Source organism: Halorussus litoreus (assembly GCF_003382685.1).
In the GTDB taxonomy this organism is placed as follows: domain Archaea; phylum Halobacteriota; class Halobacteria; order Halobacteriales; family Haladaptataceae; genus Halorussus; species Halorussus litoreus.
This window is the reverse complement of sequence record NZ_KZ859513.1, coordinates 1-24,263: the sequence shown is the minus strand read 5'-3', so window position 1 is coordinate 24,263 and position 24,263 is coordinate 1. Positions and strand designations below refer to the sequence as shown.

At 66.9% G+C, this 24,263-nt stretch carries 17 protein-coding genes and 1 tRNA gene; 7 read left to right on the top strand and 11 right to left on the bottom strand.

All coding sequences use genetic code 11. From position 1 onward, the window contains the following. Positions 1–199 precede the first annotated feature (199 nt). From DPQ64_RS06440 to DPQ64_RS06425, 4 genes are all read left to right on the top strand, one after another. Entirely contained in the window at positions 200–2,002 is a 1,803-nt protein-coding gene (locus tag DPQ64_RS06440; protein ID WP_115863536.1) for a hypothetical protein, read from the top strand. 33 nt (positions 2,003–2,035) lie between these two features. Then, a complete protein-coding gene (locus tag DPQ64_RS06435; protein WP_115863535.1) occupies positions 2,036–3,502 on the top strand; it encodes an oligosaccharide flippase family protein in 1,467 nt (488 codons plus the stop codon). Between the two features lie 113 nt (positions 3,503–3,615). After that, on the top strand, positions 3,616–5,223 hold the full coding sequence (locus DPQ64_RS06430; RefSeq protein ID WP_115863534.1) for an alkaline phosphatase family protein: 1,608 nt from the start codon (positions 3,616–3,618) through the stop codon (positions 5,221–5,223). Positions 5,224–5,445: 222 nt separating this feature from the next. Next, positions 5,446–6,846 carry a S8 family peptidase gene (locus DPQ64_RS06425; RefSeq protein WP_115863533.1) on the top strand — a complete coding sequence of 467 codons (1,401 nt, stop codon included), beginning with the start codon at positions 5,446–5,448 and terminating at the stop codon, positions 6,844–6,846. A gap of 453 nt (positions 6,847–7,299) precedes the next feature. Here DPQ64_RS06425 and DPQ64_RS06420 read toward each other — a convergent pair whose 3' ends face one another. The 6 genes from DPQ64_RS06420 to DPQ64_RS06395 all read right to left on the bottom strand — a co-directional run bounded on the left by DPQ64_RS06420 (position 7,300) and on the right by DPQ64_RS06395 (position 13,251). Next, complete coding sequence (locus DPQ64_RS06420) at positions 7,300–8,169, bottom strand: CheF family chemotaxis protein (RefSeq protein ID WP_115863532.1); 870 nt, start codon at positions 8,167–8,169, stop codon at positions 7,300–7,302. A gap of 121 nt (positions 8,170–8,290) precedes the next feature. Beyond that, the gene (locus DPQ64_RS06415; RefSeq protein ID WP_115863531.1) at positions 8,291–10,234 is read right to left on the bottom strand and encodes a methyl-accepting chemotaxis protein; all 1,944 of its coding nucleotides are present in this window, start codon (positions 10,232–10,234) and stop codon (positions 8,291–8,293) included. Positions 10,235–10,373: 139 nt separating this feature from the next. Beyond that, entirely contained in the window at positions 10,374–11,594 is a 1,221-nt protein-coding gene (locus DPQ64_RS06410) for a HEAT repeat domain-containing protein (protein ID WP_115863530.1), read from the bottom strand. 152 nt (positions 11,595–11,746) lie between these two features. Next, a complete protein-coding gene (locus DPQ64_RS06405) occupies positions 11,747–12,370 on the bottom strand; it encodes an archaellin/type IV pilin N-terminal domain-containing protein (protein WP_198662036.1) in 624 nt (207 codons plus the stop codon). Between the two features lie 208 nt (positions 12,371–12,578). Then, positions 12,579–12,857 (bottom strand): DUF7521 family protein, encoded by a 279-nt coding sequence (locus tag DPQ64_RS06400; RefSeq protein WP_115863528.1) that lies wholly within the window; start codon positions 12,855–12,857, stop codon positions 12,579–12,581. A 55-nt stretch (positions 12,858–12,912) separates the two neighbouring features. After that, entirely contained in the window at positions 12,913–13,251 is a 339-nt protein-coding gene (locus DPQ64_RS06395) for an ArsR/SmtB family transcription factor (protein WP_115863527.1), read from the bottom strand. A 158-nt stretch (positions 13,252–13,409) separates the two neighbouring features. On the opposite strand from DPQ64_RS06395, the gene DPQ64_RS06390 reads away from it, so the two are divergent. Next, positions 13,410–13,823: a chemotaxis protein CheW gene (locus tag DPQ64_RS06390; RefSeq protein WP_115863526.1), complete on the top strand. Its 414-nt coding sequence runs from the start codon at positions 13,410–13,412 to the stop codon at positions 13,821–13,823. A 52-nt stretch (positions 13,824–13,875) separates the two neighbouring features. Here DPQ64_RS06390 and glmU read toward each other — a convergent pair whose 3' ends face one another. Beyond that, positions 13,876–15,117, bottom strand: a complete 1,242-nt coding sequence (gene glmU, locus DPQ64_RS06385; protein WP_115863525.1) for a bifunctional sugar-1-phosphate nucleotidylyltransferase/acetyltransferase — start codon at positions 15,115–15,117, stop codon at positions 13,876–13,878. Positions 15,118–15,545: 428 nt separating this feature from the next. Between glmU and glmS the strand changes: the two genes are divergently transcribed. Together glmS and DPQ64_RS06375 are read left to right on the top strand one after the other, a co-directional pair. Beyond that, on the top strand, positions 15,546–17,369 hold the full coding sequence (glmS, locus tag DPQ64_RS06380; protein ID WP_115863524.1) for a glutamine--fructose-6-phosphate transaminase (isomerizing): 1,824 nt from the start codon (positions 15,546–15,548) through the stop codon (positions 17,367–17,369). Between the two features lie 78 nt (positions 17,370–17,447). Continuing rightward, a complete protein-coding gene (locus tag DPQ64_RS06375) occupies positions 17,448–18,395 on the top strand; it encodes a polysaccharide deacetylase family protein (protein ID WP_115863523.1) in 948 nt (315 codons plus the stop codon). 202 nt (positions 18,396–18,597) lie between these two features. Here DPQ64_RS06375 and DPQ64_RS06370 read toward each other — a convergent pair. From DPQ64_RS06370 to flaJ, 4 genes are all read right to left on the bottom strand, one after another. Then, positions 18,598–18,682 (bottom strand) — tRNA-OTHER (locus tag DPQ64_RS06370). An 80-nt stretch (positions 18,683–18,762) separates the two neighbouring features. Beyond that, positions 18,763–21,063: a PAS domain S-box protein gene (locus DPQ64_RS06365; protein WP_198662032.1), complete on the bottom strand. Its 2,301-nt coding sequence runs from the start codon at positions 21,061–21,063 to the stop codon at positions 18,763–18,765. Between the two features lie 103 nt (positions 21,064–21,166). Continuing rightward, complete coding sequence (locus tag DPQ64_RS06360; protein ID WP_115863521.1) at positions 21,167–22,021, bottom strand: CheF family chemotaxis protein; 855 nt, start codon at positions 22,019–22,021, stop codon at positions 21,167–21,169. A 197-nt stretch (positions 22,022–22,218) separates the two neighbouring features. Further along, positions 22,219–23,955, bottom strand: coding sequence for an archaellar assembly protein FlaJ (gene flaJ / locus DPQ64_RS06355; protein ID WP_115863520.1), 1,737 nt, complete (start codon positions 23,953–23,955; stop codon positions 22,219–22,221). Positions 23,956–24,263 lie beyond the last annotated feature (308 nt).

Here is a 24,263-nt window from a genome sequence, read left to right as displayed (position 1 = left end):
TTGTTTTGGGTGTGTTTCTTCTGGGTGTTTTTTGTCCTCGCTTGTGGCTTCCCCCCGCCACCGCGTTGCGTCGACGATGAGACGCCATCGCCGCCCTCGACCGTTTTCGCCCCCTACGCCTGCTCAGGCGGCCCATAACAAAGCCCGAACGCGGGGTGGTGGTGAGGTAGCAACGCGTCACGTCGGACGCGGATTTCACATGGATTCGGACACGAACTCCTCCCCGAGATGGGAGAAAGTCGGGCTTCTCGTCGGCTTCGCGTCGCTCGCTGCCGCGGTGGTGATCGCTCACCGAGCACCGGCCACGGGGTACGAACTGTCGATCTACGCCGACACGCCGGTCCAGTTCTGGGTCGGCACCGGCGTCGCACTGCTGGTCTCGGTGGCGGTCGGGCTCTCCGACGGCCGGGTCACCAACCGACTCGCGCTCGGGCTCGGCGGGGCCTCGATGCTCGCCATCGCGTCGATTCCGGTGATCCGCTCGTACTACTTCTTCGGTGCGGGCGACTCGCTCACCCACCTCGGCTGGGTCAAGGACGTCGCGTCCGGAGAGCTGTCGGTGGCGAGCATGCTCTACCCCGGCACGCACACCATCGCGGTGTTCCTTGCCGACGTGACCGGGATGGCTCCGAACCGAGCGCTGCTGCTCACGGTGGTCGCGTTCACCGCCGCGTTCCTCGCATTCCTCCCGCTGGCCGCGTGGACGATCACCCGCGACCGGCGCGCGACCGCGCTCGCGGCGCTGGCCGGGCTGTTGCTCTTGCCACTGAACAACGTCAGCGTGTTCAACATGGCTCATCCGACCTCGCAGGCCATCCTGTTCCTCCCGCTGATCCTCTATCTCGCGGCGCGCTACCTCACCCGCGCGGACCGCGAACGCCTGCTCGTCGGCTCGCCGACCGGCGCGCTGCTGGCGGTCGCGTCGGTCGCGGTCGTGCTGGTCCACCCGCAGCAGGCCGCCAACGTGCTGGTCGTGTTCGTCGCGATTCTGGGCGTCCAACTCCTCGCGCGGCGGGTCGACCGCTGGGACGCCGACCACCGGACGTTCCTCGTTCCGACGGTGGTCATCGCCGCGGCGTTCCTGCTCTGGACGCCCCGCCACGAGCGCGCCTCGGGGGCCTCCTCCGCGCTGGTCTCGATGCTCCTCGAAGGCCCGGAGGTCGGCTCGTCGGTGACCCAGCGGGCCGGCTCGGTCGTGGCGGTCGGCGGGTCGGTCGAGCTGCTGTTCGCCAAGCTGTTCCTCGTCAGCATCGTGTTCTGCGCGCTCGCCGGGTTGCTCGCGCTCGCGGGCGTCCTCGACCGGTTCGAAGACGCGCCGGACGCCAGCGCGTTCGCTCGCTACCTCGGGGTCGCGATGGTCCCGCTGGTCGTCCTGTTGGGCGCGTTCTTCGTCGTCAGCTACGAGCAGCTCCACTTCCGGCAGCTGGGGTTCATCATGGTGCTGGCGGCCCTGCTCGGTGCAGTGGCGCTCGCCCGCGGGATGGACCGGCTCTCGACGCGCACCTCGCCGCGAACCGCCCGGAGCGTGGTCGGCGTCGCGGTCGTCGTCATGCTGGCGGTGTCGGTGCCGACGGTGTACCAGTCGCCGTACGTCTACCAGAGTTCGAGCCACGTCACGAACGCCCAGGTCGACGGCTACGAGACCGTCCTCGACAACCAGGGCTCGGCCCCCATGATCGGCGTCAGGGGTTCGGGCGAGCGGATGGCCGACGCGATTCTGGGTTACGAGGAGAGCCGCGGGCGGGACCCGACGGCGGGGAGCCTCTACGCGAGCGAGAGCTACCCCGCGTTCGGCGAGAACTTCACGGGAGAGTACGTCGCTCGCAACTACGGCGAGAGCTATCTGACCTACACCGACCGGCTCCGCCGGCAGGAGGTGGAGGTGTACGACGGCCTGCGGTTCGACCGGCGGGGATTCCGCTCGCTCGACGCCACGCCCGGCCTGAACCGGGTGCAAGCGAACGGCGGGACCCAGACGTACCTTATCAACGGCACGAGCTGATCGAACGATGATACGACGAGAACTACCCTACTCATGGACCTGAAAGACGTCGCGCGGTCGTTCCGGGCGATGCTGACCGCCCGCGTGCTCCACATGGCCGCCAGCGGTCTTCTGATGGTCGTTCTCACCCGGTTCCTGCTCACCGAGACCGAGTACGGGCTCCTCGGGTCGGCGGTAGCGGTCCTCGGCGTCGTCCAGTTGTTCACCGACCTCGGCATCGGCAAGGCGGCCGCCCGGTACGTGACCGAGTACCGCGAGAACGACCCCTCGCAGGTGCCCCACGTTCTCCGAACCGCCACGGCGTATCGCATCGGAGCAATCGTGGTCGTGGCCGTCCCGTTCGCTTTCGTCGGGACTCACTTGGCCGGACTCATCAGACAGCCCGAGATCGGCCATCTGCTCGTGCTCGGCGCGGCCTACCTCGCGGTCCACTCGCTGTTCACCTACTCGATGGTGCTGTTCCAGGGGTACAATATGATCACCTACAGCGCGGCGGTCCGGGCGGTCGGCTCGGTCGCCCGACTCCTGCTCGCGGTCGTCTTCGTCCTCGGCATCGGCGGCGCGGTCGGCGCGCTGGCGGGTTACATCGCTGGCTACGCCGTCGGGGCACTGCTCGGTCTCGGCCTGCTGTACGTCAAGTGCTACCGGACCACCGAACGGGCAGCCGCCCCCGAAGACGGGCTCGCCACGCGGGTCGCCAAGTACAGCGTCCCGCTGACCGCGACGCGGGGTGCGAACGTCCTCGACAAGCGCGTGGACACCATCCTGGTCGGCTCGCTGATGAACCCGACCGCGGTGGGATACTACTACCTCTCGAAGCAGATCGTTGGGTTCGTCCAGTCGCCCGCGGCCTCGCTGGGCTTTACGCTCTCGCCGACCTACGGCGAGCACAAGGCCGACGGCCGGACTGACCGCGCTGCCACCGTCTACGAGACGACGCTCAAGTACGTGATGTTGCTGTACGTGCCCGCGGCGGCCGGGATGATCCTCGTGGCCGAGCCGGCGATCCGGCTCGTCTTCGGCGAGACGTACGTCCCCGCCGCGCCCGTCCTCCAGGTGTTCTCGGGCTACGTGGTCCTGCAGGCCGTCTCGTTCGTCACCAGCGACGCGCTCGACTACCTCGGTCGGGCGCGGTCGCGGGCCTACGCGAAGGGCGGCGCGTCGGTCTCGAACTTCCTGCTCAACCTCGTACTCATCCCTGCCTTCGGCGTCCCCGGCGCGGCGGCCGCGACGGTCGTCACCCACGCGGGCTACACCGCGGTCAACGTGGCGGTCATCCACTCGGAACTCACGCTGTCGGTCGGCCAGCTCGCCCGCCAGTTCTCGGTCATCGTCGGGGTCACGGCCGGGATGTCGGCCGCGGTCTGGGTCGTGCTGACCGCGACGACCGGACCGGTCGCGGTCGTGACCGCCGTCCTGCTCGGGATCGTCGTCTGGGCCGCCCTGTCGATGCTTTCCGGGTTGCTCGAACCGCGTCGGGTGTTCACGGCGCTGTCCTGAACGGTATCGGCAAATCGCCGTCGCCTCGGCCTGACACCGCTACAGGCGGGCCATAACAAAGGCCGCTACCGCCCTGTGTCCGTTCGACGGGCGTCGAGCCCGCGTTCGCTATCATGACAACGGAATCATCCGACACCGACCGGGCGGGACGCGGCGGGACCGACCGCGCGTTCGTGCTCGGACTCGACGGCGTCCCGTGGTATCTCGTCGACGACTGGGTTCGAGACGGCGAACTTCCGAACTTCCGCCGACTCGTCCGCGAGGGGGCCGCGGGACCGCTGGAGAGCACGATGCCGCCGACGACCGCGCTGGCGTGGCCCACCATCGCCACGGGGACGTGGGCCGACAAGCACGGCGTCTACTCGTTCCAGGGGGTCCGGTCGGACTACACCCACGAGATGAACACCAGCAACGACGTCGAGCGCCCCGAACTCTGGGACCTCGTCTCACCCGCGGTCGTCGCCAACGTGCCGATGACCTACCCCGCCGACGAGATCGAGGGAAAGCTCGTCACCGGGATGATGACGCCGGATCAGGGCGAGGGGTTCACCCATCCGCCGGAACTCCGCGACGAGATCGCCGAGGAGATCCCCGACTACCGAATCGGCCTCTCGTGGGAGGAGTTCCGCGACGACCCCGAGGGCTTTCTCGACGAGATGGACTCGTTTCTGGACGCCCGGAAGCGTCTCCTCCGGAAGCTGATGGACACCGACGACTGGCGGCTGTTCTTCTTCGTGTTCACCGCGCCCGACCGGCTCCAGCACCTGGTCTGGGACGAGGACGTGCTGCTCGACCACTACCGGGAACTCGACGCCGTTCTCGGGGAGGTGCTCGACTACGTCGAAGACAGCAGCGCGAACCTGTACGTCGTCTCCGACCACGGGTTCGGCCCCATCGAGGGGTTCGTCCACACCAACACGTTCTTCGAACGCGAGGGGTTCCTCTCGCGGAAGGGCGGATCGAGTCGCGGACTGCTCGAATCGGTCGGGATCACCAAGGACCGGGTGCGCTCGGTGCTCGACGCGACGGGGGTCGACGAGGCGACCCTTCAGGAGCGACTGCCTGACCGGCTGGTCAACTCGGTGGCCTCGGGAATCCCAGGGAGTCACGAACTGTTCGACGTCGACTTCTCGGAGACGGTGGCGTTCACCCACGGCGCGGGCCACCTGTACGTCAACGACACCGAGCGGTTCGACGACGGCGTGGTCGCGCCGGAGCGGATTCCGGAGGTCAAGGCCGCGGTCCGGTCGAGTCTGGAGAGCCTGCCCGACCCGGACACCGGCGAGCCGTTCCTGAACGTGGCGGACGGCGACGACCTCTTCGACGACGACGACCACTCGCCCGACCTCGTGGTGCGGTCGGGCGGCAAGTATCTGGTCGCCAACGGGCTCACGGACGTGGTGTTCCGCGAGAGCTACATGGACGCCGCCCATCGCAAGGAGGGCGTCTTCTTCGCGTGGGGGCCGTCGGTCGAGTCGGGCGTCGCGCTCGAGGACGCCACGGTGGCGGACGTCGCGCCCACGGTGCTCCACGGCATGGGCGACCCCGTGCCGGAAGCCGCGGACGGGCGCGTGCTCTCGGAGGTGTTCGCGCGCAACTCCGCGGCGGCAGACCGACCGGTCCGCGAGCGGTCGTACGCCGAGTCGGGCGAGAGCGCGGCGGTCGACGACGGCTTCGACGACGTCGAGGCTCGGCTCCAGGGACTGGGCTACATGGAGTGAACGTCGGTGGGCCGCGCTGCGCGGAAGACAGCCGGGGTTCGGACTGCTCGGAGTCGAGTCGACCACACCTCGATGAACGCGAACCCTGTTTCTTCGCGTTCTTTTCCTCAATCCGACTCCATATTATACCTATCAGCCCCATATGAATACTCGTTTTCCACTTTTTGTTTATCTGAGTAATGATAAAGACTTATACGGAAGATACCGTACGTGTGGCTTGCAATGTCAGACCATAGCAGACGGACGTTTCTCAAGGCGGCCGGGACTGCGGCCGGAAGCGCAGCACTGCTGAGCGGCGGGGCGAGCGCGAGCGGGGCTGAAAGCACTCGATTCCTCATCGATCTCGACGAGGTGTCGCGGAGCGAGGTGCCCGACGACGTGGAGATCGTCCACGACATCTCCCAGATCGGCGTCCTCGCGGCGCGTGGCGACCCGGACGCGGTGCCGGGAGCCTCGTCGACGACGCCCGACCTGACCGCGTACCAGGACGGACCGGTCAAGGAGCACACCCCGAGTGGGGCGGGTGAGAAGGGTCCGGCGTGGGACAGCGGCCTGACCAACACGGAGCTCCAGTGGGACAAGCGCGAACAGCGCGTTGGTGACCTGACCGAGCGCCCCGACAACCGTCGGGTCGTCCACGACACCACCGAAGGCGAGGGCACCCGCGTCGCGGTCGTCGACTCCGGCGTGTACGACGGCCACCCCGACCTCGCCGACGTAGTCAACGACGAACTCTCGGCGAACTACACTACGGACTCGTTCGACTTCCGGCCGAACGGGGCGGGCGACCACGGGACCCACGTCGCAGGTATCATCGCCGCGACGAACGCCGACGGTGCGGGCGTCCTCGGCACCGCGCCCGAGACGGAGATCGTCGCCCACCGCGTGTTCTCCGGCGTCGAGGGCGGCGGAGCGACCACGGGTGACATCCTCGCGGCGCTGACGGACGCCGCGGACAAGAGCTGTGACGTCGCGAACTTCAGCGTCGGGTACACGAACTACGACGTGCGGGAGAATCCCGATCTGCTGCTCATCAAACAGCTGTACGAGAATGTGGCCGACTACGCCCACTCGCAGGGCATGACCATCGTCAACTCCGCAGGGAACTCGGCCGTCGACATGCGGCCCGAGCACATCCTCAGCCTCCCGACCGAGGCGGAGGGCATCTTCGGCGTCTCCGCGACCGGACCCATCGGTTACCTCTGGGACGACAAGCAGCAGGGCCGCGAAGACAAGGCGCTCAAGAAGCTCGGAGAGCCGACCTCCTACCCCGCGAACTACACCAACTACGGCACCGGCGTCGACGTGAGTGCCGCGGGCGGCAACTACGACACCAGTCTTCCGGAAGGCTACTACTACGACCTCGTCTTCTCCACCATCGTCCAGGGCGACGGGACCGACGACCCCGAGTCCGGCTACGGCTGGAAGGCAGGCACCTCGATGTCGGCTCCGCAGGTGACCGGCGCGTACGCGCTCGTCAAGTCCCTCCGACCCGACGCCAGCCCGCAGGAGGTCGAGCAGCTCATCAAGGACACTGCCGAGGAGGGCGAGCCAGGTGGCGAACTCTACCACGGCGCGGGCCACCTCGACCTGCGCAACCTGGTCAAGGAAGCTCGAAAGTAGCGCGGACGCGCCCAATTTCGCGATCCTTTTCGACAGTACGGTCGAGGCGGTGACCCGACGCGGTCCACGCGTTTCGTGATTCGACTGCAGCTACTTTTCGCGATTCGGCTCCAGCTACTTTTCGCGATTCGGCTCCAGCTACTTTCCGGGAGCCGGCTCCAGCTACTTTCCGGGATCCGGCTCCAGCTACTTTCCGGGAGCCGGCTCCAGCTACTTTCCGGGATTCGACTCCAGCTACGGATACTCGGACCCAGCCACGGCAGCCCTGCGCTCTCGTTCGCGCCCGCAGTCGCGGGCGCGAACGAAAAGCGCGGGGCTGTGCGGTTGCGGTCGCACGGTGGCTCACGCAGTGGTGCTCGCGGTCACTCGGTACCCCGGGCAGTGGCGATAGTCCGTCGGCGAAGCTACTCGCAAAGCGAACACGTCGATTCGGTAACTCGACCGGTAGAACGATCACTTCTCGTTGATGGACTCGCTCGCGATGTTGCGCCCGCGGGTCTTCAGGCTCACCTCGCGGCGCTTTCGGACCTCTTCTAGCACGTCGACCTCGATGAGTCGCTCGAAGATCTCCTCGACCTCGTCGACGTCCATCCCGAGAAAGTCCGGGATCTCGAACGGCGAGACGCCGGAGTACAGCGCCATCAGCACCTCCTTCTCGGTCTCGTCGAGTTCGACGCCGCCCTCGTTCTTGCGCTCGCCCTTCTGGAACAGGGATTCGAGCAGGGCACACCGCCGAGTCTCGCCCGAGACGTACGTCTGGACGCTGGTGTCGCCCTGCGTGTGCTCGACTTCGAGGACGGTGCGCTGTTCGCCCTTCACCGTCCGGGTCGCGCGCTCGACCGACCCGATGTCGTCGAGTTCGATGCCGACGAAGGTGCCCGAGGCGATGGCGACGTTCACCATCCCTTCGTCGATCTTGATGCGGGCCTTCTCCCAGTTGGTGTCCTGGATGACTCCCCCTTCGACCGCGGGGTGTTTGGTCAGGATCATCTTCTGGTTGAGCAGCGCGCCGTACAAGTCGGTCTCGAACTCGTCGATGTCGACGTTCGCCGAGAGCAGGACGACGTTGTTGCCGAACTCGAGGCTCAGGTAGTCCGAGACCGACGCCACGGCCTGGTTCACGTCGTAGCGGCCCCGCAGCCCCTTCACGTTCGAGAGCGGGATGGTGCGCTTGCCGCCGTTGCCCGCCAGAACCAGTCGCTTGTTCGACAGCAGGATGCGACCGCTGGTCCAGTCCGGGTCGTTGAGCTTCCGGCCGTTCTTGACGACCTGCAGGAACTTGCCCTGCGTGTCGGATATCTTGTGTTCACCTTCCCCGCTCATGCGTCGTATCTACAGTTTCGGCGGTGGGTTGGTCGCGTTTACGGTTTCGGCGGCGCGGTCGGAGACGAGGGAGCGCCTCGACGGCGTCTCGAAGTGGCGATGCGGTCATGCGGAGATGGGGTCAGGACTCACTCCGCATCTCGTTCACGCGAGTGGAGAGCTCCTCGATGGCGTCGGTCTGGTTGCGGGTCGCGTCCACGATGTCGGTGGTCGCCTCCTCGACGTCCTGGGTCCGCGAGCGCACCTCCTCGACGGTCGCCATCACCTGCTCGACGTTGGTCGCCTGCTCGTCGTTGGCCTCCGCGACCTCGGTCACGCCGGTCGCGGCCTCCTCGACCGCGTCGGCAATCTCTTCGAGCGCGACGAGCGCGTCCTCGATCTCCTGGCCCGCGTGCTTGACCTGCTCGTTCGAGGCCTCGACCGCGACCACCGTCTCGTTGGCCTGCGACTGGATGTCACCGATGCGCTCGGCGATCTCCTCGGTGTGCTCGCGGGTCTCGTTCGCGAGTTCCTTCACCTCGTCGGCGACGACCTCGAACCCGCTTCCGGCCTCGCCAGCGCGTGCGGCCTCGATGTTGGCATTGAGCGCGAGCAGGTTGGTCTGGTCGGCCACCTCGGCGATGACTTCCACCACGTCCTCGATCTCGTTCATCTGGCTCTCGAGTTCGGTGACGGTGTCGACCAGATCCTCGCTCATCGCGATGACCTCGTCGGTCGCCTCTCGGGCCCCTTCGCTGGATTCGAGCCCGCTGTCGGCCGAGGCCTTGGCCTGCTCGGCGGCCGACGCCACCTGATCGGAACTCGCGGCGACCTCCTGCATGCTCGCGCTGAAGTTCTCCATCTGGGTCGCCACCTCGGAGAGCTGTTCGGTCTGCTCGTCGACGCGCTCGTCGATGACTCGCGCGGACTCGGAGGCCTGCTCGACCGACGTTTCGAGGTCCTCGGCCTTATCCCCAACCCGCTCGGTCAGCGTCTCGAAGCGGTTGGCCATGTCGTTGACCTGATCGACGACGCCGATCAGCGAGTCGTCGACCACGTCGTGTTCGTCCTCGAAGGAGACCCGGGCGGAGAGGTCGCCGGCCCCCATGGCGGACAGGGTGCCGATGAGCTCCTCGACCAGTGAAGTGACGCCTTCCTGTCTGCGCAGGTCTTCCGTCCGGTCCCGAACGGCCTCGATCACCGCGATGAGTTCTCCGTCGTCGTACAGCGGCATGGCCGAGAGTTCGACCCTGCGCTGGCCGCCGTCGGGTCCTGGAATCGTCGCCGAGTCGGTGTACAGCGTACCGTCGGCGTCGCCCCGTTCGACGTCGAACGCCTCGTCGGCCGACTCCGGCGCTTCGCCTACCTTCTCGGCGAGCGTGTGCTCGCAGCTCCCGTCGGAGTAGATAGCTTTCGCGGCACCGTCGGTCCCGAGCAGTTCGTCGGCCTCGACGCCGGTCAGCTCCGCGAGGGCGCTGTTCCACGCCGCGACCTCCTCGCGCTGGGCGTCGCGCATGAACACCGGGACGCCGATGCCGTCGAGCAGATCGTCGTCGTCGACGTTGAGCTCCTCCTCGTCGTCCGGGTCGCCCGCGACTGGACCGTAGGCGTCGAGTCCGGTCTCCACGTCGGCGAGGGTCGCCGACAGCGCCGACTGGAGTTCGTCCTCGGCGCGCCCGAGCTCCTCGACCACGGCGTCGTTGCCGGCTCCGAGTCGGTGTTCGAGCCGCTCGAACGTCTCGGCGACGAGTCGCTCGACGCCGACCTCGTAGGTGGCGGCGAACGAACTCGGCGACACCCCGGCCTCGGCGTGGCGCTCGGCCAGATTCGCGACCTCGTCGGGCGTACTCTCTCCGTCCTCGAGGAGCCCGCGCAGGTGTGCCGCCTGCGCCCGTGTGAGGTCGTCGTCCGCGTCGGTGTCCCGATACGCCGATTCGAGCTGCGAGCGCGAGATGGGACGGTCGGCCTGAACCGAGACGTCCTCGGTCGCGGCTCCCCCGTCGAAAGTGACGTTCCGCCTGCGCTCACCCTGATCTCCGTTGGCTCGTAACCACCCGAGAATCCTCACGAGCGTATCCCTGACCATCTTTATCGAAACGAGACACCAACCGAATATAAAGTTTTACGCAAATCTCACGTGCGATAACGTTGCCGGCTACTGGCGATTACTGGCGACGACCGCCAGTTACCGGCGATTACAGGCGATGACCGGCGATAATCGCCGGTCATCGCCGGCCGCCGAGCTTCGACAGCGCCGAGAACGCCCGCTTCCGAACGTCCTCGTCGTCGGTCCGGTCGATGAGGCTATCGAGTCGGTCGCGGGCTCGCTCGCCGCCGACCTTCCCCAGCGTGAATGCCGCCTTCGCTCGGGCGTCGGAGCTTGCCTCCGGATCGTCGAGCACGTCGAGCAGTGCGTCCTCGGCCGCCTCGCCGCCGACGTTGGCGACGCTGGTCGCGGCGAACTGCGCGGTCATCCCGTCGTCGTCGTCCAGCAGCGACGCCAACGCCTCGATTGCGCGCTCGCGGTCGCTCTCGCCGGTCACCCGACCGAGCAGCCACGCCGCGTTCCGGCGCTGGTGGGACTGGGTCCCCTGTTCGAGGATGTCGACCAGTGAATCGACCACGCTCCGGTGGTCGGTGGCGCTCAGCTTCTCGACCATCGTCTCGCGGAGCTGGTGGCTCTGCTGGCCCGGCGCGTTCGAGAGGATCTCGATGAGCGAGAACACGGCCGCGCGCCGCACCGCCTCGTCGTCGTCGTCGAGTAGCGCGATCAGCGGGTCGAGCGGTTTCGCGCTCCCGAAGTTGCCCAGCGAGTTCGCCGCGATTCGACGGACGGTCCCGCTGTCGTCGTCGAGTAGCCCGAGCAGCGCCGTCAACGCCTCCTCGCCGCCGATCCGTCCGAGCGAGTCGGCGGCTTCCCGGCGGACCTCTACGCTCGCGTCGTCGAGCTGTTCGCGCAGCGCCGAGACGGCCCGGGGGTCGCCCACGCGGCCGAGCGCGCGAGCCACCCGCGCTCGAACTCGCTGATCGGGGTCGCCGAGCTGCCCCACCAGCGCTTTCGTCGCTGCTTTGTTCCCGATGCGTCCGAGCGCGTTGGCCGACGCCATCCTGAGTTCGGGCCGCTCCGCCGAGAGGCTCTCGACGAGGGCTTCGGCTCGCGCCCACTCGGCCCCGTCGGTCGGGACCTCCTCACCGGTCAGCGCCGCGACCAGTTCTTCGACGGCGTGGCGCTGGTCCAGCGCGTCGATGGCGGCGGCCCGAACGTCGTCGCTGTCGTCCTGTTGGGCGGCACTCACCAGCGGATCGACCACCGGCTCACCGTCGGCGTCGACCTCACCGAGTATCTCCGCGGCGCGACGCCGAACCGCGTCGCTGCTGCTGTCGCGCAACAGCGAGGTAAGCTGGGTCACGTCCTCGGTCTTCTCCAGTTCGAACAGCGACGTCACGACTGTCCGAACGACTCGGGCCGAGAAAAAACGTGGTGGTACCGAGCGTGGAAGCTACTGTTACCGAGCGGGAGAGCGGTGGAGTCCCGAGCCGAGAAGCGCGATGCTACCGAGTTGGGATGAGAGGAAAGTCGGTTGGCTGTGCTACCCGGTCAGACCGTCACGGCGGTCTCCTGGGAGAGCGACTGGGGGACGTTCGCGCGGTACTGGGTGACCGCGCCGTACTGGGTGGTGAGTTTGAGTTTGACCTCTTCGCCCTCACCGAGGGTTTCGCCACTGATGGCGGTGGTGTTCATCACAACCTTGAACCGGTCGTCCTGACTGTTCAGAACCGGGACCGAGTCGTCGGGGTCCTTGATGTCGGACACGGTGAAGTTCGCGAAGTTGGACGCACCCGCGTCTCCAGAGTCCGCACCGTTGGGACTGACGATGGCGTTCTCGGCGTCAGCTTGGGTAAGAGTCTTCGCGTCGTTCGGGCCTATCCACTCGATCGTGGCTGCCGACAAGTTGATGTCGTCCGACCCCGACCCGCGCATCACCGTCAGATTCACGTAGTCGGCCCGCTCGTTCGCCACGTTCGCGAACGCACTCACCACCTGCACGCGATTCGACACCTGTGCACTGCTCTCCTGACCGGTCTGTTCAGATTTGGTCTGCAAGAAGCCAGCCGTGTTGATCAGCACGCCCGCCGCGATCGCCGCGACCAGCACCATCGCGATGAACACGATCAGCGTACCGATACCCACCTGACCTCTGTCAGTTAACCGTTCTTGAATTTTCTCCTTCATGTTCTCACGTCCTGTCCGGACGCCAACTCACCGTTGGCTTCGGACTCTATCCGGAACGAAACGAAGACACGTAATAAATGTACGGCCGCGATTATCAGACGTGATATCGGGCTCAAGCGGTCGTAACCGATGGCGAACGAGTTGGCGGATTTCGGAGCGACCTGTTCGTGGATGGCAGTCTCTCGCGACGAACCTATCAGTCGCCGGTGAGGCTAAAGATGACGAACAGGTAGCCGACGGTCGTGATGAGGTAGTTGACCGACAGCAGCGTCCGGGTCCCCTCGAACTCGGTCATGAAGGCGCTGACCGTCGTGGCGATAGCCGCGGCGACGATGAGCGTGAAACCGACCGAGAGGTGGAACATCGCGCGCCGGGACGTTCGTTGGTACGCCCGGGCCGCGAACGCGACCATCGCCAGTCCCGCGGTTGTGAGCGTGAGGCTGACCCCGACGTACAGCAGTTCTATCGTTTGCATGGGTTTCGTCCTGAGGGGCCGCGTCCCTCCGCTCCGACGAGCCAGCGCATCCGACTCACTCCGCCTTGAGGTCGCGCCACACGTCCGCCAGTGAGTTCTCCTCCTCGGGGCGCTCGTCGACGGCCACGTCGATAGCGCCGTCGTCGAACGAGACGTCGAGCGCGTCGACGTTCCGGCGGTAGACCTTGGTGCGGCGCCCCTCGTCGGAGAACTCGCGCCCGGAGAGTTCGAGCAGGCCGGCATCCGCTAACTCCTCGATCCGGCGGTAGCTGGTCGCTATCGGGATCTCGAGCTCGTCGCTCAGCTCCTGGGCCGACTTCGGCTCGCCCGTGGCGCGGAGTATCTCGGCGTTGTACTTGTTGCCGAGCACTCGGAGCAGTTCGACGGCCTCCATCAGTTATCGCGTTTGAAAACTGGAGTTAAAAAGATACCGTAGCCGAGCCGTCACAAAAAGGACCGGTCCGGAACCGAAACTGTTCGGTAGTCGATGCCACACCGGCGCGGATGGTCGGCGTCGGAACAGTAAAGTGACGACGGTGGGACGCATCGACCATGCCCGAGACCCTCTCAGACCGACAGGTTCTCGAATTCCGGCTCGAAGACCGGCTGTACTGCGTGGACATCACGCACGTGAGCGAGATCGTCGACAAGGAGGAGTTGACGCCGCTTCCGAACGCCGAACCACACGTCGAGGGGGTGATGGACCTCCGGGGCACGACCACGACCATCGTCAACCCAAAGCGAGTACTGGACCTCGACGAGACCGAGACCGGCGACCGGGTCGTCGTCCTCGAGAGCGACGCCGACGACGCGAACGTCGGCTGGCTCATCGACGCTGTCGAGGAGGTCGTCGGCATCGACGGGGAGGCCGTCGACGAGAGCGTCGAGAGCGGGTCGGTCCGAGGCGTCGTCCGGCGCGACGACGAGTTCGTCGTCTGGGTCAAGCCCGACGAGATCAACGAGTAGTCGTCGCGCTCGGACGTCCCTTCTTTCCCACCTCCTCCGTTTCTGATTGTCCTTATCGATCCCGCGTGACGACCTCGCCGGGCGTGGTGGTCGCGCCCGCGGAGAGTTTCACGCCGGGGTTCAGGCTGGTGTTGATCGCGGTCTTCGCGCCGTCGCCGACGACCACGCCGAACTTGCGCCGGCCGGTCGAGACGCGCTCGCCCTTCACCGTGAGCTTCACCGCCGCCTCGTCGTGGCGGAGGTTCGCGACGTTCGTGCCCGCGCCGAAGTTCACGTCCCGCCCGAGCACGCTGTCGCCCACGTAGCTCAGGTGGCCCGCGGTCGCACCCGCCATCAGGATGCTGTTCTTGACCTCGACGCTGTGGCCGACCTTCGACTCTTCGCCGAGGAGGATGGGCCCGCGGAGGTAGGCGTTGGGGCCGACGCTGGCGCCCGCCCGGACGAGCGCGGGCCCCTCGATAACGACCCCGGCATCGATACTCGCGCCTTCCTCGATGACCACGTCACCGCGGAGGTCCGCATCGTCGTGGACCTCGCCGCGAATCGAACGGTCGAGTTCGCCGAGTTTCCACTCGTTGGCTTCCAGGAGTTCCCACGGCCGCCCCACGTCCAGCCAGCGGTCCAACTCGGCGTAAGCTACGTCGTACTCGGCGACGACGCGGGCGAGCACGTCGGTGATCTCGTGCTCGCCGCGTTCGCTCGCCGGCACGTCCAGCCACTCGCGGGCCTCCTCGGGAAAGACGTAGGCTCCCGCGTTCGCCAGATTCGTGTCGGGGTCGGAGGGTTTCTCCTCGATGTCGGTGATTGTCCTATCCTCGCCAGCGTCTCCGTCCCCGCCGTCGCCATCCTCGCCGTCACTGTCCGTGGTGAGGACGCCGTAGTTCGAGGGGTCGTCCACGCGGTACGCGCCGACCGACGGGCCGTTCTCGAAGAGGGCTGCGACGCTGGCGGGGTCGTAGAGGTTATCGCCGTTGAGCACGGCGAACTGGCCGTCAAGGTGGGCGCGGGCCGCCCGCACCGCGTCCGCGGTCCCGGCCTGTTTCTCCTGGACCGCGTAGCGCACTGGAATCCCGGCGTACTCGGTGCCGAAGTACTCGCGGACCGCGTCGGCTTCGTAGCCCACGACCAGGATGAGTTCGTCCGCGCCCGCGTGGACGGCCGCGTCGGCCGTGTGGGCCGCCAGCGGCCGGTCGGCCACCGGCAGCATCGGCTTGGGCACCGACCCCGACAACGGCCGCATCCGCGTCCCTTCGCCGGCCGCCAGAACGACCGCCTGCGTCCGCTCTGCTGTCATGGTGGCGACGACTCGGGGCGCGACCTTTGTTACCACCCGATTGCGGCCGAGTAAGTGTGCAGTACCGAAGCGGAACGGAGTGCCGGTGTCGGAAACACGCGGACCCCGAGCGTCCGGAAACCGACGTTACGAGCGGCCGGAACTGTCGGCGGACGCGGAATAGGTCGCGCTTTCCCGCGCATACTCGTCGTAACTACCGGAGCAGTGAGCGTATAACAAAGGGCGTTCCACGCGATTCCACGCACATCACCCGCTACCCGTGCGTCGGGTGGAGCGGTCGATACAACGCGCCATGGACGACCGTGGCCCGTCGGCTAGGCGGAGATTACACCGCCATCGACCGCTCTGCTCGCGCGTACCGAGTGACGAGGGTTTACCATGATTAACTACGGAACGAACGCTGCCGACGCGACGGAGGTGTGTCACTGATGTGTGGCATCATCGCGCGCATCGGCGGCGACGACGACAGCGCCGTGGACGAACTGCTCACCGGGCTCGAGAACCTCGAGTACCGCGGCTACGACTCGGCGGGACTCGCCATCAAGAACGGCGGCGGCCCCGAAGTGTTCAAGCGGCAGGGCGAGATCTCCCGGCTCAAAGAGGCCCTCGCCGACGAGGTTCCGGACGGTGGACTCGGTATCGGGCACACGCGCTGGAGCACCCACGGCCCGCCGACCGACGCGAATGCCCACCCGCACACCGACTGTACCGGCGATGTCGCGGTGGTCCACAACGGCATCATCGAGAACTACGACGAGCTGAAGGCGGAGTTGCAGGCCCGCGGACACGAGTTCGAGAGCGACACCGACACCGAGGTCATCCCGCACCTCGTCGAGGAGGAACTGGCCGACGGCGCGGACCCCGAGACCGCCTTCCGCGCGACCATCGAGAAGCTGTCGGGGAGCTACGCCGTGGCGATGATAACCGACCGCGACCACGCGGTGTACGCTACCCGGAGCGGCTCCCCGCTCGTGCTGGGCGTCGACGACGGCGAGTACTTCCTCGCGAGCGACGTGCCCGCGTTCCTCGACTTCACCGAGGACGTGGTGTATCTGGACGACGGCGACGTGGTCGTGGTCGAGCCGGACGGCCACCGTATCTCGACCGGGACCGGCGAGACGGTTGAGCGGTCGGTCCAGACGGTCGAGTGGGACCCCGAAGACGCCGGGAAGGGGGGCTACGACCACTACATGCTCAAGGAGATCCACGAGCAGCCCGCGGCGCTCCGCCAGACGTTGCGGGGGCGCGCGGACCCGACCACGGGCGGCATTCAACTGGAGGACTTCCCCGAGGATTCGTTCGCGGACGTGGAACGGGTCCAGTTCGTGGCGTGCGGCACCTCCTACCACGCCGGACTCGTCGGCGCGCAGTACCTCTCGGCGGGTGGCGTTCCGGCGGAGGCGTTCCTCGCGAGCGAGTACGCGACCGCCCAGCCTCCGGTCGACGACGACACGCTCGTCGTCGGGGTGACCCAGAGCGGGGAGACCGCCGACACGCTCTCGGCGCTCCGGAAGGCGAACGCTTCGGGTGCGCGAACGCTCGCGGTCACGAACGTCGTGGGGTCGACCGCGGCCAGGGAGTGCGACGACGCGCTGTTCATCCGGGCCGGGCCGGAGATCGGCGTCGCCGCGACCAAGACGTTCTCCTCGCAGGTCGTCTCGCTCGCGCTGCTGGCCGAGCGCATGGTCCGAGACGTGACGGGCTCGCGGACCGACGACGCCCGCGAGCGACTCGCCGCCCTCTCGGACCTGCCGGGCCACGTCCAGCAGATACTCGACTACACGAGCGCGCGCCGGGTCGCCGAGCGGTACCGCGACAGCGACGCCTACTTCTTCATCGGCCGGGGAACCGTCCGCCCGGTCGCGCTGGAGGGCGCGCTCAAGTTCAAGGAGATCTCCTACGAGCACGCCGAGGGGTTCGCGGCGGGCGAACTCAAGCACGGGCCGCTGGCGCTGGTCACCGACCGGACGCCCGTCTTCGCCGTGTTCACCGGGCGGAACGACGAGAAGACGCTCGGGAACGTCAAGGAGGCCGAGGCACGGGGTGCGCCGGTGGTCGCGGTCGCCGGCCGAGAGAACGACGAGGTCGCCCAGTACGCCGACGAGGTGCTCACGATCCCGGACACGCATCCGGACGTGGCGGGCGTGCTGGCGAACGTCCAGCTCCAGCTGCTATCGTACCACGCGGCCGACCTGCTCGACCGGCCCATCGACAAGCCGCGAAACCTCGCCAAGAGCGTCACCGTCGAGTAGAAACACGAGCTTACCGTGCAGAACGCATCTGAACGGTCGGCCCGATTTACTCCACAACCGCCGCAAGGGACAGACACGATGGGGTCAGTCGTACTCTCGTTGGACGCCGAACTCGCGTGGGGATTCCACGACGCGGACAGCCTGCCCGAAGACCGAATCGCCGCTGCCCGCGAGTCGTGGCTGGACCTGCTCGACCTGTTCGACGAGTTCGGCGTGCCCGCGACGTGGGCGGTCGTGGGCCACCTCCTGCTCGACTCCTGCGACGGTGAGCACGCAGACCACCCGACGCCCGACGGTTGGTTCGACCGCGATCCCGGAACGAGCGCGAGCCGCGACGAGGCGTGGTACGCCCCCGATCTGGTCGAGGCCATCGAGGACGCCAGCGCGGACCACGAGATCGGGAGCCACACGTTCTCGCACGTCGAGTTCGGCCACACCACGCGGGAGGTCGCCAGCGCGGAGATGCGCGAGGCGGTGGAGGTCGCCGAGCGAGGGGGCCGCTCGGTCGACTCGGTGGTGTTCCCGCGCAACTACGTCGGCCACCGCGACGTGCTGGCGGCCTACGGCGTCAAATGCTACCGCGGGGTCAAACCCCGGCGCTGGTACGACCGCGGCCCGCTCGGCTCGGTGGCCAAGCTCGTGGGCTGGTCCACGGGAGCCATCTCGCCGACGCTGGTCCACCCCGAGGAGGACGAGTACGGCCTCGTCAACATCCCCGCGTCGCTCTACCTGTTCGGCTTCGAGGGTCGCGCGCGCACCGCGGCCGAGCGCGTGACCGACGACCCCGTGGTCAGGATGGCAAAGCGCGGCATCGACCGGGCCGCGACCGAGGGCGGGGTGTTCCACGCGTGGCTCCACCCCAACAACCTGACCGAGGAGCGCGACTTCGACCGGATGCGGGCGGTCGTGGAGTACGCCGCGCGGGCCCGCGACGAGTCGGGGCTGGACATCGAGACGATGGGTTCCATCGCCTCGGCGGTGAAGGACCACGAGCCGCGGCCCCGCGAGCCCATCGGCCCGCGCTGACTCTCGGTCGGACTGGTTTTCCTCTCCTGCTCAAAACGGAAGGGGCGGGAGTCGAACTCGGCAAGACGTTCCGGGATGCCCACTCCCGCCGGTCGTTGTCCTTCCGGGGCTGCGACTGACTTGCTCGACTCGCTTCCGTATCCGTTTGCGACTCACGAGGTGGCGAGCGCACGAGGCGCTCGCCGAGTAGTTCGTCGCAAAACGGAAGGGGCGGGAGTCGAACCACGCGAAGCCTGTAAGGCCGCCACCGGGAAACCGGTGGTACTCTACCACTGAGCTACCCTTCCACGCCTCCGACAACGACTCGAATCGACTTCTTTATACCGGTCTTGCGGACCCGAAGAGAGCGCCTGCCTGAAGGCTCCGGTCAGTTCTCCTCGCGAACCGTCACGCGGGAGAACTCGAAGCGCGCGCCGCCATCGTCGCTGTCGGCCACGTCGACCGCCCAGCCGTGGGCGTCGGCGATGGAGGACACGATGGCGAGGCCGAGGCCCGTGCCGTCCTCGGCGGTGGTGTGGCCGTGCTCGAACACGTCTTCGCGCTGGTCCGGCGGGATGCCCGGGCCGTCGTCCGCGACGTAGAACCCCTCGCCGTAGGCCAGTGGGCCGATCTCGACGCGCACCGCGTCGTCGCCGTGGTCCACGGAGTCCTCGCGAGCGTCCGAGCGAGGGCTCGTCGAGCTGTGTTCGACGGCGTTTCGGAACAGGTTCTCCAGCAGTTCGCGGAACCGCGGTTCGTCGGCCTCGACCACGAGGTCGTCGGCCGCGAACTGGAGGGACGCTTCCCTCGTGTCCGCAGTCTGCCACGCGGTCTCGGCGGCCGCGGACAGCGACACCGGCTCGGTCTCGTCCACGACTTGTCCCTGTTTGGCCAGCGCGAGCAAGTCCTCGACCAGCGCGTCCATTCGGTCGAGCGACCGGCCGACTGGTCCGAGGTGCTCGCTGTCGTACTCGTCGGCGAGCAGTTCGAACCGGCCGAGCGCGACGTTCAGGGGATTGCGCAGGTCGTGGGAGACCACGCTGGCGAACTCCTCGAGTCGCTCGTTCTGGCGCGCGAGCTTGCGCTCGTGTTCCTTCTGGGCGGTGATGTCGACGTAGATGGCGAACGCCTCGGTGCCGCCGTTGCCCGCCGGCGCAGTGTGGAGCAGGAAGTCCCGGCTGTCGTCGCGGGTTTCGCGGTGGACCTCCGCACCCTCGATGCGGCGGCCGCGCGCGACCCGGTCGTTGAGGCCCTCGCCCTCCGTCTGCCGGTCGTCGGGCAGGATGTAGTCGTCCACCGGGTCGCCGACGATCTCGTCGGCCGACCAGCCGAACACCTGCTCGAACGCCGGGTTCACCGAGTTCGTGACGGCGTCGCGGCCGTCGATCTCGTAGCGAACGACCGCGTTCGGGACGTTCTCGAACAGCGAGGCGAACCGGTCGCGCTCTGCCCGCAGTTCCGTCTCGGTCCGGACCCGCGCGAGCGCCTCGGCGATGTGGGCCGCCAGCAGTTCGGCCAGTTCGCGGTCGTCGTCGTCGAACGCGTCCGACTCCTTCGACACCGCCTGGAAGATGCCGTAGTCGCCGATGGGGACCGTCAGCGCCGCCCGGTAGGCGGTCTCGGCCGGGTCGGCGTTCGACGCGTGGAGGTCGTCGATGACCGAGGATTCGCCCTCGCGGAAGGTCGTGGCCGCGAGTTTGTCGTCGGCGTCGATGGGCGTCTCCTCGTAGTAACCGTCCGTGGCGACGACGTTTGAGACCGCCTTGGTCACCAGCACGTCGTCCTCGGCTGCGTCCACGGTGCAGAGGTCGAACGCGAGAATCTCCTCGGCAGACTCGATGGCCAGGTCGAAGATGTCCTGCTCGGACTCGCACGCGACCGCGTTGGCGGCCACGTCGTGGAGCGACTCGATCTTCCGCTTGGTGTCCCGGAGCTCTCGCTGGGTGTGCTTGCGCTCGGTGATGTTCCGGAAGTACACCGACAGGCCGTCCTCGGCCGGGTAGACGCGCATCTCCAACCAACTGCCGGGCCGAAGTACCGACTCGGCTTCGACGGTGACGGGCTCCTGGGTCTCGAAGGCCGTCTCGTAGGCCTCGTAGAACTGGTCGCTCATCTCGACCGAGAACGCTTCGCGGATGTCCTCTCCGAGGAGGTTGTCGGGGTCCTGGTCGAAGAAGTCGCCGGCGCGCTCGTTGACGTAGCGGAACTGCCACTGGTCGTCAAGCGCGAAGAACGCGTCGGTGATGCGCTCGAAGATGCGCCGGATCTGCTCGTCGGCCTGCTCGGCCTCCTGCTCGGCGCGATACTGGGACACTGCGTTCTCGACGCGGTTGGCCAGCACCTCGTACTGCTGGGTGCCGGTCTCCTTCTGGAGGTAGTCGGTCACGCCCGCGGAGATGGCCTCGCTGGCGATCTCCTCGCTGCCCCTCCCGGTGAACAGTACGAAGGGGACGTCAGAGTCGACTTCCCGAACGGCCGAGAGGAACTCTAGCCCGTTCATCTCTGGCATCTCGTAGTCGCTTACCACGCAGTCGACGCCCGGCTCGTCGGTCACCCGGTCGAGCGCGTCGGCCGGAGAGGTCTCGACCACCGATTCGAGGTGGTCACTCGCGCGGCGTAGATACGTAGCGGTCAGGTCGGCGACCGCGTCGTCGTCGTCCACCAGCAGGACGCGGATTGCGTTCCCCATGGTGTAGTATTTTTTACCAAGAACAGCCATAAAAATCTACAGGAGTATTACGGAAACGCATTTCGCGGAATAAAAATTCCTCGTACCTCACGCGATTCGGTGGTCATGTGTTCACCGATTCGATGCGATCGCTGACGAGGAGACGGCCCTGCGCGGTCAGCGACAGCCCCTTCTCGCCCTCGTCGACGAGCCCTTTCTCGCGCAGGTCGTTGAGCAGCATCGTGACCCGGCTCGAATCCAACCCGAGCGTGCCGGCGAGGTCGCCGGTGCGAGCCCCGGAGTAGACGGCCACCAGCGCCTCCATCTCCTCTTCGGAGATGGTCAGTTCCTCGACCTTCTCGGCGAGTTCGGAGTACTCCAGTCGGAGGTAACGCCCGAGGAGGTTCAGTTTGCGCTCGGACTCGAGCGCGAACTCCGAGGTGACCGGCTGCCCCTCCTCGGCGTGGCGGAGCACGATGACCGGCCCGCCGTCCCGGCTCTCCTTCCGGAAGTAGGTCACGTTCGCCAGTTCGACGGTCAGCGGTTCCTCGGCGGCGAACTTCACCGTCCCGGGTTCGATGGCGAGTTTGGCCCGGCGGAACGACGCGTCGGTCACGCGGCCGCCGACGCGCGCTGGGTGTTTGATGTGCGTCCGTGTCCCGTTGAGCGTGGCCTTGAACAGCACGGTCTTGAACCGCGAGACCTCCTCGGAGCCGGCCTCGATCACCGCGACGCGGCTCTCGCCTTCGGTCCGGTGGGCGATGGTGACGGTGTCCTGGAAGAAGCTCTCGAGGTCGCCGGGGACGTAGCCCACGTTCACGTCGAAGATGTCGGAGAGCGCAACCTGCGACTTCGCGTCGCCGGTCGCCAGCACGAGTCGCCGCCGACTCAGGACGATCCGGCCTTTGACCGGCTCGGGCGAGTCGAACGAGTCGAGGGTGAAGCGAGCGACGAAGTCGGCGATGACCTTTTCGGACATGGTGTGACCGGTGCGTGGGCGTTCAGCGCGTTCGTACCCACAGTTCTCGGTAGGGGTAAATATTTTTTCTGAACGTTCGTGACCGAAGACCCATCACCCAACAGTCAGGAATCTTTCGAATTCTACGCGAACGCTCCTCGATCCCAAACGAATCGAGCCCCCGAGCCGACCCAGCGAGCCTCGACGGGGAGCACTCCTCACACGTTGAGGAACGAGCCCACGACGATCTGGGTGAACACTGCGACGAGGCACGACATCCACGTCAGGAGCACGAAGTGCATGTAGGAGTTGACCTTGTGCCCGCCGTCGGCGATGCGGATCATCAGCGACGACAGCACCGCGTTGAGCAGGACGATGACCAGCAGGAGGTACTCGATGGTCTCGATGTCGTACACCTGCGTGTGGATGATAGTGGTGAAGTCGAACTGGTCGGTGTTCAGCCCGACCGAGAGGCTGGACAGCACCTCGACGATCTCGAGCCCGATGAAGAACGCGAACGTAGAGGCGGCCGTGATGCCGTAGAGGACGCCGATGAGGGTCACGGTCGACTGGGCGCGGCGCTCCCGGAGCTGGAGCACCTCGTTCATGTTGCCGGAGATGAGCTCGCCGAGTTTCTTCGGGTCCCCGCCCATCTGGCGGCCGAGGAGGTACATCTCCGAGAACTTCTGGATGAGGTAGGATCGGGAGTCGGCGGTGAAGTGTCGCCACGCCGCGCTCGCCTCGATTCGCATGTTGAGCCGCTTGTAGAGGTCGTCGACGGTGTCGGTCAGCGCGCCGAAGTCCTTGCCTCGCAGGCTCTCGAGCACCTTCGTGGTGGTGCTCTGCTTGGCGCTCTCGGTCGCGCCGAGCGCCCGGATGAAGCTGGTGAACTCCTCGTCGCGCTCCTTGATCCGCTCTTCCTCCCGGCGGACAGCCCAACCGGGAATCAACAGCGGCGTCGTCGGAATCGCGGCGTACAGCGGGAGCGGAATGGAATCGGGGTCGACGCCCGTCCGCCCGGCCAGCACGAGCAGGCAGATGGCCATCGCGACGACCGTGAGGAACAGTCCCAGCGCGACCGAGATGCGGATGCGCCACTCGGCGTCGGTGATCTGAACCTCGGGGTGGTACCACACCGGGTCGTACGGCGCGGTCGAGCGGATCAGCACGATGAACCCGGTCTGGATGAACGCGAACAGCACGACCACCGCGCTCACGGTCCGCGTCGGGTTCGTCCCGGTCAGGATGGGCAGGACCGTCGCGAACACCAGCGCGAAGGTTATCGACAGCACCATCGAGAGGTAGAGGTCCTTCATCACTTCGAGGTTCTCCAGCGACCCCTCGTAGATGGTGACGTAGTTCTGGATGACCACGTCCTGCTCGCTCAGCAGGAAGTCCTGGATCTCCTGTCCGGCGTTGATGGTGTACGCCAACCGGTCGAGGAAGTCGGCGAACGGCTTGCTCGGGGACTTGTCGGCCCGGATGCGGAGCGCGTCGTCGAGGCTCTGGTTCCACGTGTCGACCAGCTGGGTGATCCGGCGCATCTCCTCGGACAGCGCGCCGTACTCCTCCTCCTCGCCGAGCGTCCGGAACACCTCCACGCGGTCGATGTTCGCGGTCGAGAGGATGGTCATGTGGGTGATAAACAGGTGGAGTCGGTCCTCGATCTCCTTGCGCTTCTGGTCCTGCAGGATCTTGGGGTAGACCAGCGCAACGCCCACCGCGAGCAGGCCCAGCAGTGGAATCGGCGCGGCGATCAGCAGCGGGAAGTCGGTGACGACGTAGACGACCAGCGTGATGACGAAGAAGACGGACGCGGGCGCGACGACCAGCGTGAGATACCGTGACACCGGCGTCTCCATCTGCCGGTAGGACTCGACGGTGGAGGCCGCGAAGTCGGCGAGGAGGTCCTTCGCGTCCCGCGGGTTCTCTGCGGTTTCCTCGTTGGTCGCCATGGTCGTCGGTGGAGTCGTGTTCGCGGAGTTTTCGTCCCACCTTCAATTCTCTTTCCCTCGACTATTTTTATTGATAGTCGGTGCGTACGCACGTGGACGCGGAGATGGCGCGCGAGGACCCCAACAATCCGACCGAGCGATAGCGAGCGACGACCGAAATTCTGACCGAGCGATGGTGGGGCGACACCCCGAAATCGGAGGCGTCGCCCCGCCACGACTCTCGTCGAGCCCTCCACTGCTCGATAAATCACCGTCGATAAATCACCGTCCAATCGGTCGTCCGGGCGCGGCCGCCGCGCGCCAGCGCG